The sequence below is a fragment of the Sphingobium sp. AntQ-1 genome (assembly GCF_028538045.1).
Lineage (GTDB): Bacteria > Pseudomonadota > Alphaproteobacteria > Sphingomonadales > Sphingomonadaceae > Sphingobium > Sphingobium cupriresistens.
This window is the reverse complement of sequence record NZ_CP117162.1, coordinates 46,439-53,641: the sequence shown is the minus strand read 5'-3', so window position 1 is coordinate 53,641 and position 7,203 is coordinate 46,439. Positions and strand designations below refer to the sequence as shown.

Below are 7,203 nucleotides of genomic sequence, written 5' to 3'. Positions count from 1 at the left end.
TAAACCGCTATTGCGCCACCACTGGCGGCTTCACCTCGATCGTGCAGCGCACCGGCTTCTTCGCCTTCTCGGCCGCCTCGCGGCAATCCTGCACCGTTTCACGGTTGCCATCGGCGAGTGGTGAGGCCGCGACGATCAACCCCCAGCTCTCCGGCGCGGCCGTCTGCATCAACCGTTGTCCCGCTTCCCAGGGGCCGCGCTCATCGAGAACGCGGGTCGCTATGCGCTCGGGCCAGCGCCAGCTATCAGGCGTCGAACGCGCGATCGAACCCGCGAGCATCGCATAGAGCAACAGCCCCAGCACCAGGCCACCACAGCCGACGATGTACAGCCATCGGTTCTGCTCGTCGCCTCGTCGCGCCGATGCGAGCCGGTTGCCGATCTCGCGCGCGGCATTGTCCAGTCCGGCGCGCGCTTCGGCGACAAGCCGCGCATCTTCGCGGCGCGCGCCAATCGCCGCCGTCGCGATCTGGCTCGCCATAGAGTCCGGCGTCATCGACAGCAGCGGGCTTTTGGCGATGGGGTCGATCCGCTGAGCGAGCGCAGTCAATATCTTCTCGGTGCGCTCCAGCGTCGGCTCGTAATCGGGAATGTCGATGGACTCGCGCGCGGCGGCCAGCCCCTCGACGGCCGCGCGCAGCAACGACACCTCGCGCCCGAGCTGGGCGAACGCCCGCGCCGCGCCATCCTCGTCTTCATCCTGTTCGCTCATGTCCGCTCACCTTGCAACCGCCCGAACATCGCCAAAAAGTCCCGCACGGCGATGATACGCCCGCCCTCGTAACGGACCATCGACAGCAAATCCCGCTTGTCGCCGGTGCCAAGATGGGCGGCCCTTCCCGCCAGAGCGTGATGATCTGCGCGGGCGGCGATCTGCCCGAAAGCAGCGCGCTTATCAGGACATTGGTATCGACAACGACGCGCACGGGTCAACCTGCGGGCTGACGTGCGGCGGCCACCGCCTCCCCTATCAGCGCGTCCAACTCGTCGGGGGCCATCTCCTCGAACTTGCTCCGCGCCTCGGTGATGGTCTGATCCAGAACGCGCCATTTGACCGCTTCCTCGATGAAACGGGAAAGATCGCCTTTCTTCATGCCGCGCTGCGCGAGGAAGCTCCGCACCGCAATGTCGGTGTTTTTCGATACCGAAACGGTCCAGCGGGTCATACCGTTCATGGTTTCGACTCTCTGATTAAACGCATACCATCTTAGCATGATAGGCGCTTATCCGCAAAAGCGTCAGCGGCTCATTCCCCGATCGCGGCCGATCTCCAGATTCTGCGTCAACTGGCGGCCCAAATCACCACCACCCACTCCGCGACCGCGCTCCATGCCCATTTCAAGCCCCAGCTCGCGGATGCGGCCGCGCAGGATCGATTCCACCTGGGGATCGCGCTCAAGGTTTTTCGCCATGCCGGCCATTTCCTTGCCCGCCTTCTCGCGGCCCGCCATGTCACCGGCGCGATAGAGGCGGTCACGATTGGCGCTGAGCCCCTGCCAGCGTTCCACGAACCGATCGGCGCGCAGGTTCGGATCGGCTCGTACGCGGGATTCCTGCGCCATCGCATCCATCATCGGGCCGCTGCGTCCCGCCGCCGCCTCGCGCAGCAAGGCGGGATCGCGCTGCATCGCCGCCGACAGGTCGCGCGAGGCCCCCGGCCTGATCTGATCGAGCGCCTGGGTCGCGCGCTCGAGCGCGACCTTCTGGTGCTCGAGCACCGGCCCGCCCGATGCCCGCGCCTGCAACACCGTCTCGGCCGAACGCGACGTGCGCTCGACGGCGCGGGCGTAATCACGATCCTCGCCACGATCGGCACGCTGGGGCGGGCGCTCAGCGCCCTTCGCCGGCTCGGCCGACAGCTTCAACCCGTCAAACATGCCGCGTTTCGGGGCGGCCTTGCCCTGCTCGACATCAGCCGTGCGCTCGATCGGCCGCGGTTTGAAGCTGTCGAACATACCGCGCCGCGGCCGTGTCTTGCCCACAGCCTCCCGCTCCGGCGCTGCCGGACCCGTGGGTGAGATCTCCGCGCGCGGATCTCGCCCTGGCTCGCGGGGCGCATCCGGCAAACGGATCTCGCCCGCTAGGCCCCGCCGATCGGCAAAGTCGCGGACCTCGGCATTGCGATCACGACTATCAGGGGCGCGGCCATAATCGGACGCCATATCCTTCGCCCGCTCGCGCCCGAGCGTGCGGACAAGCTGGCGCTGATCGGCGAAGTCGTCGCGGCCGTAATGGAGCTGCACCCCGTCCCGGTGCCGCGACAACCCCACATAGGCCGAATGGCGGTCCATGCCGGGGGTCGCCAGCACATGCGCGCGATCGACCGTCACGCCCTGCGATTTATGGATGGTGGCGGCATAGCCATGATCGACATGGGCATAATCTTTCAGGTCGAACGCGACGTTGCGGCCATCGTCGAGGCGCACCGCCATGCTGCCGGGGGACACCTTCTCGATCTCGCCCAACGTGCCGTTCTTCACGCCAAGGCCGCGCTCGTTTTTCAGGAACATGATGCGGTCGCCGCTGGCGAACTCCCGCGCGCCCCGCTCGGCCGACACGCGCACGTCCTCGCCCAGCTCGCCGCTGGCGCGCAGCCGATCGCGCGCCGACAGGTTCAGGTCGCGCACCTCGGCATTGGTGTGGGTGAGGATGATCCGGGTCTTGTCCGGATCGGCGACGCGCTGCGCGTCCCAGCGGTCCACAAGATCGGCGCGGGCCTGCTCGCGCGTCTCGGCCGCCTGCACCATGCCATGCCGCTCATAGGCATGGACAGCCTCGCCGGTCCTGCCGGTGGCGAGCGCCCGCGTCGCCTCCTTCTGCCAGTCCTCATGCTGCCGGCGAACCTCGTTGATCTCGGCCGCGCCGTGGCGCTCGGCAAGGCTGCGGAACGCCGCGCCGGCCTCGATCGCCTGCAACTGCTCGGCGTCGCCGACCAGCACGACCTTCGCGCCGGCCCGTTCGGCCTGGCTAAGAACCCGCTCCATCTGGCGCGTGCCGATCATCCCGGCCTCGTCGATCACCAGCACGTCGCGCGGGCCAAGCTGCTCGCGGCCCTGGTCCCATTGATATTCCATGCTGGCGATCGTGCGCGAGGCGATGCCCGAACCGCCCTCAAGCCCCTCGGCCGCGATCCCCGACAAGGCCGCGCCGCGCACCTGGTAGCCGGCGCGCTCCCATTCGTCGCGCGCAACGCCCAACATGGTCGATTTGCCGGTGCCGGCATAGCCCACGACGATTGCCAGGTCGTTCTTGCCGGTGATATGCGCCAGCGCATCCTTCTGCTGGCCTCCCAGCGCAAGGCTTCCACTCTCGGCGGTGTCTCGCCCCCCCATTTGAGACGCCGCCGGCAGACCATGCCCCGCTCTTCCCGCAAGCCGATCGCTGGCGCGTTCCAACCGCTGCTCGGCGTCGATCATGTCACGCGAGGTAAAGCGGTCCTCGCCGCGCCCGTCCTTCCCCAGCGCCACCAGCTCGGGCGAGGTCCGCAACGCGCTCATCACCTGGTCGAACTGATCCTTGCCGTCGCTATGCCGGAACGCGAACTGCGCCAAGTCGCGCCGCGTGAACGTCGCCTGCTGCCGGGTGATCGCGTCGAGCGCGATTTCCGGCTCGGCGATGATCTTCTCGCCATTCTCGCGCGCGATCCGGGCATGATCCTCGACCCGCTCGGCCTCAAGCCCCTGATCGGGCATACGCGATGCCGCCGGCCCGATCTTGTGCTGCGGCTCAAGCGCGATGCCCTGCGCGTCCAAGGTCCGATGATCTATGCGCGCGTCTATATCGAGCGAGGCGAGCCGCTCGTTGACATGATCGGCCCAGGCCTCGCGCCACCCCTGCAAGAGCTGCGTGCTGTTCCACTCGCGCACCTTCTGCCCGAACCCCTCGGGGCCAACCTCGCGCATCGACAGCATGACATGCGCGTGCGGCTTGGGTTCGCCATCCTTGCCGATGTCCCAATGCACATTGAGGTCCGCCACCATGCCGCGTTCCACAAACTGCTTTTCGACAAAATCGCGGGCAAGGCTAACGCCCTGGCTCTGGCTCATCTCGCGCGGTATCGAGAACTCAACCTCGCGCGCCAATTGCGCGTCCTTGCGCTTCTCTCCCGCCTCGACTTCATTCCACAGCGTTGCGCGATCGTTTAAACGCTCCGGCGCGCCTTCGGGCAACATCACTTCCGAATGGACGACGCCGGCCTTGTTCGAAAAATCATGATCGCGCCCTAGCCGCTCGTCGTGCAGCTCGGACGCCGAACGATAGGCGGCCGACGCAACCGCGCTCGATCCGCTGGCGCGACTGATGACCTTGGCCGAGAAATGGTAGATCGCCATAACGAATCGCATTCTGCACTTCTAAGCGCACGTCGGCAACGACGTATAAGCGCGCACTCACACTCTCTGCCGTTCGCATGATTGACTTCGCCGCATTTTTCGATGCGTCCGGTTTTTTCGCGCGTGCTGTGTTATCCTGCAGCTCCGGTTGTTGGACACGAGGGAGAGAATGATGCGCAAGGTGCGGGACTATGACGCGGAGCTGAAAGCGCTCGGCGACAAGGCCAGAACATTGAAGGCGAAGAAAGTCCAGCAGCTCGGCGAACTCGTCACCTCCACCGGGGCCGATGCGCTCGATGCCGATGTGCTGGCCGGCGCATTGCTCCACATCGTTGCCGAAGCGCAGGTTGCGGGAAACCGGGAGGCGTGGCGCTCCGATGGCGCTGCCTTCTTTCAGCGGCGCGGGCGTAAGGTTGGCAAAGCCGATGCAGGCAACGGCCAGGGCGCAAGCGAAGCTGGCGCAAGCGGTTCGCAGGGCTGAGGCCGGACAGCGGCGCACCGATACGAGAGGATGGGTTGTGCAGCGACGCGAACGCACCCGCCACCTGATCGAGCTGGGTGGCCTCGTCCAGAAAACCGGTCTGGTCGATCTCGCTGACGACGATCGCGCCACCCTCTACGGCGCAATGCTCGAACTGGCGGCGAAGGCGCGCGACGATGGCGATGCGCTCGCGCTCTGGAAACGGCGCGGCAAACGCGCGTTCGACGCGGAAGCGGAAGGGAGTGAAACAGCATGACCAGGCTCGATGTCGAAGCGATCCGCGCCCAGGTCCGCGCGCTCGATTTCGTGGCGGGCACGCCGGCCGATGTCGCCATGTGGCGCGAGGACGATGCGGAATCGCGCGCCAATCTCGCGATCGAAGGCATGGCGCTCACGCCCGATGAGGATGCCCTGTTCGACATGCTGCGCGACGAAGCCGTGCCCCCTCCCCTCGCCACCGCGATCATCCTCAGGCTGCTCGGCCATCCCGACGCCGATCCCGCGCTGGCGATCTCGCCGGCGACGATCGGATGACGATGCGCGCCGATCTCCATCATCTGCCCGCCGGCACGCCAGACGGGGCATCCTGACGTGTCGTTCGACCTATTGCACAAATATACGATGGCCGAACTCGAAGCCTTTGTGGAGATTGCCGAGACGGGCAACCTGCTGACCGCAAGCCGCCGCCTGAAACGGACTGTGCGCGACATGCAGGCGTCGATCGCCGCGATGGAAGTGAAGGCCGACAGCCGGCTTTTCCAGCGCGCGGGAACCTTGCGGATGACACGCACGGCGAAAAGCCTGCATCCCTATGCGGTAGCGTTCGTCGGCTCCGTCCGTGATCTGCGCCGCCGATCGGGCGACGCACAGGAAGGAGTATCCTGACGATGGAATGGCTGCGCCAGCTCGGCCGCGCGATCCGCAACCTCGCCCGCCTGTCGCGCCAGAATCCGATATGGGCGATCACGGCGCTGACCCTCAGCCCGATCGCGCTCATCCGCCATCTGTTCCGGGTCGCGATCCTGTTCCTGATCGTCGGCCTGGTCCTTGCTGGCGGGATGCAGTTCGTCCTGCACGCGCTGCTCGGCCTGGCGCGCGATTCCAATCTCTACCAGATCGGCATGATGCTGACGGCCCTCGTCATCATCCTCGTCGGTTTGCGCGCCCTCTTCCAGCCCCTCATCCTGTGCTACGGCGGTTCCGAGGGCGACGACACCCATGGCTCGGCCCGCTTCGCTACCGATCGCGAGACCCGCCCGCTTGCCCAAAACGGCGACGGCCTGCTGATCGGCCGCGACCGAAAATCGGGCAAGCCGCTGCGCTATGCCGGCCCCGCCCATCTGCTGACGATCGCGCCGACGCGCACCGGCAAGGGCGTGGGCACCATCATCCCCAATCTGCTCGACTATCCCGGCCCGGTCGTGTGCATCGACCCCAAGGGCGAGAACGCCCGCGTCACCGCCCACTACCGCGCCAGGTTCGGCCCGGTCCATGTCCTCGATCCGTTCGGGGTGACGGGCATGGTCGGGGCCGCGTTCAATCCGCTCGCCCGGATCGACCCTGCCGGCCTCGATCTCGCCGACGATGCCATGACGCTCGCCGACGCGCTGGTCTATGACGCCCCCGGCGAGGCCGGCGAGGCGCACTGGAACGAGGAAGCCAAGGCGCTGATCTCGGGCATCATCCTGTCGATGGGTCGTGCGGCTGAGCGGAACAGAAAAGTGTCATAAGGAGCCGTTTGGCTCAATGCAGCGATAGATAGTGGCCGGGTGAACATTGAAGGTCCTGGCGACGGAGCTGATTGATTTGCCCTCCAGAACAAGTTGGCGAGCAAGCTCGGCCTGATCGGGTCGCATTTTCTTTGGGCGTCCGAAGGTCACGCCGCGCACCATAGCCGCCTTTCGACCCTCGTCGGTTCGGCTCAATATTAGAGACCGCTCGAACTGGGCGATCCCGGCGAATACGGTCATGATCATCACGCCAGACGGGGACGTGGTATCGGCCCAAGGTTCATCAAGCGATTGTAATCCTGCCTGCTTTTCCCTGATACGTTCCGCGATGTGCAAGAGTTCGATGGTGGATCGCGCCAAACGATCGAGGCGGGTGACGACGAGAACATCGTCTTTGCGCAGGTGGCCCATCAGCTTTTCAAGCTCGAGCCGGCCACGAGCGGCCCCTGATATTTTCTCGTCGAACATCATTTCACAGCCAGCCTCCGAGAGCCGAGCGCACTGGATGTCCAGGTTCTGATCCTCGGTGGAGACGCGCGCGTAGCCGAGCTTCATGCGGAGGCTCCCGCCATTGTGCGAAAGTTGCTGCAAAACGACTTTATTTCGCACATATATTTTGCGAAGAAATTCGCCTTGTTTATCGGCATCGGCCGTCCCCTTC

Annotated in this window: 9 protein-coding genes; 5 read left to right on the top strand and 4 right to left on the bottom strand. The window is 65.7% G+C overall.

What is annotated here, in order from left to right; genetic code table 11:
* Positions 1-7: 7 nt before the first annotated feature.
* From sphantq_RS23895 to traA, 3 genes are all read right to left on the bottom strand, one after another.
* Positions 8-712 carry a DUF6118 family protein gene (locus sphantq_RS23895; protein WP_272800816.1) on the bottom strand — a complete coding sequence of 235 codons (705 nt, stop codon included), beginning with the start codon at positions 710-712 and terminating at the stop codon, positions 8-10.
* 217 nt (positions 713-929) lie between these two features.
* Positions 930-1,175, bottom strand: a complete 246-nt coding sequence (locus sphantq_RS23890; RefSeq protein WP_272800815.1) for a ribbon-helix-helix domain-containing protein — start codon at positions 1,173-1,175, stop codon at positions 930-932.
* Positions 1,176-1,238: 63 nt separating this feature from the next.
* Complete coding sequence (gene traA, locus sphantq_RS23885) at positions 1,239-4,331, bottom strand: Ti-type conjugative transfer relaxase TraA (RefSeq protein ID WP_272800814.1); 3,093 nt, start codon at positions 4,329-4,331, stop codon at positions 1,239-1,241.
* A 172-nt stretch (positions 4,332-4,503) separates the two neighbouring features.
* On the opposite strand from traA, the gene sphantq_RS23880 reads away from it, so the two are divergent.
* The 5 genes from sphantq_RS23880 to sphantq_RS23860 are packed head-to-tail and all read left to right on the top strand — an operon-like array spanning position 4,504 to position 6,542.
* Entirely contained in the window at positions 4,504-4,812 is a 309-nt protein-coding gene (locus sphantq_RS23880; protein WP_272800845.1) for a conjugal transfer protein TraD, read from the top strand.
* 37 nt (positions 4,813-4,849) lie between these two features.
* Positions 4,850-5,068 carry a conjugal transfer protein TraD gene (locus sphantq_RS23875; protein ID WP_272800813.1) on the top strand — a complete coding sequence of 73 codons (219 nt, stop codon included), beginning with the start codon at positions 4,850-4,852 and terminating at the stop codon, positions 5,066-5,068.
* Positions 5,065-5,346, top strand: a complete 282-nt coding sequence (locus sphantq_RS23870) for a hypothetical protein (protein ID WP_272800812.1) — start codon at positions 5,065-5,067, stop codon at positions 5,344-5,346. Before sphantq_RS23875 ends, sphantq_RS23870 begins: the two co-directional genes overlap by 4 nt.
* Before the next feature lie 57 nt (positions 5,347-5,403).
* The gene (locus tag sphantq_RS23865; protein WP_272800811.1) at positions 5,404-5,697 is read left to right on the top strand and encodes a LysR family transcriptional regulator; all 294 of its coding nucleotides are present in this window, start codon (positions 5,404-5,406) and stop codon (positions 5,695-5,697) included.
* Between the two features lie 2 nt (positions 5,698-5,699).
* On the top strand, positions 5,700-6,542 hold the full coding sequence (locus tag sphantq_RS23860) for a type IV secretory system conjugative DNA transfer family protein (RefSeq protein WP_336314470.1): 843 nt from the start codon (positions 5,700-5,702) through the stop codon (positions 6,540-6,542).
* Here sphantq_RS23860 and sphantq_RS23855 read toward each other — a convergent pair.
* The gene (locus sphantq_RS23855; RefSeq protein WP_059153619.1) at positions 6,537-7,097 is read right to left on the bottom strand and encodes a recombinase family protein; all 561 of its coding nucleotides are present in this window, start codon (positions 7,095-7,097) and stop codon (positions 6,537-6,539) included. The genes sphantq_RS23860 and sphantq_RS23855 overlap by 6 nt on opposite strands.
* Between the last annotated feature and the right edge of the window lie 106 nt (positions 7,098-7,203).

What these genes read in the sequence shown, in the direction of transcription:
- sphantq_RS23895 (WP_272800816.1), bottom strand. Translation starts at nt 712, where the DNA reads ATGAGCGAACAGGATGAAGACGAGGATGGCGCGGCGCGGGCGTTCGCC.
- sphantq_RS23890 (WP_272800815.1), bottom strand. Translation starts at nt 1,175, where the DNA reads ATGAACGGTATGACCCGCTGGACCGTTTCGGTATCGAAAAACACCGAC.
- traA (WP_272800814.1), bottom strand. Translation starts at nt 4,331, where the DNA reads ATGGCGATCTACCATTTCTCGGCCAAGGTCATCAGTCGCGCCAGCGGA.
- sphantq_RS23880 (WP_272800845.1), top strand. Translation starts at nt 4,504, where the DNA reads ATGCGCAAGGTGCGGGACTATGACGCGGAGCTGAAAGCGCTCGGCGAC.
- sphantq_RS23870 (WP_272800812.1), top strand. Translation starts at nt 5,065, where the DNA reads ATGACCAGGCTCGATGTCGAAGCGATCCGCGCCCAGGTCCGCGCGCTC.
- sphantq_RS23860 (WP_336314470.1), top strand. Translation starts at nt 5,700, where the DNA reads ATGGAATGGCTGCGCCAGCTCGGCCGCGCGATCCGCAACCTCGCCCGC.
- sphantq_RS23855 (WP_059153619.1), bottom strand. Translation starts at nt 7,097, where the DNA reads ATGAAGCTCGGCTACGCGCGCGTCTCCACCGAGGATCAGAACCTGGAC.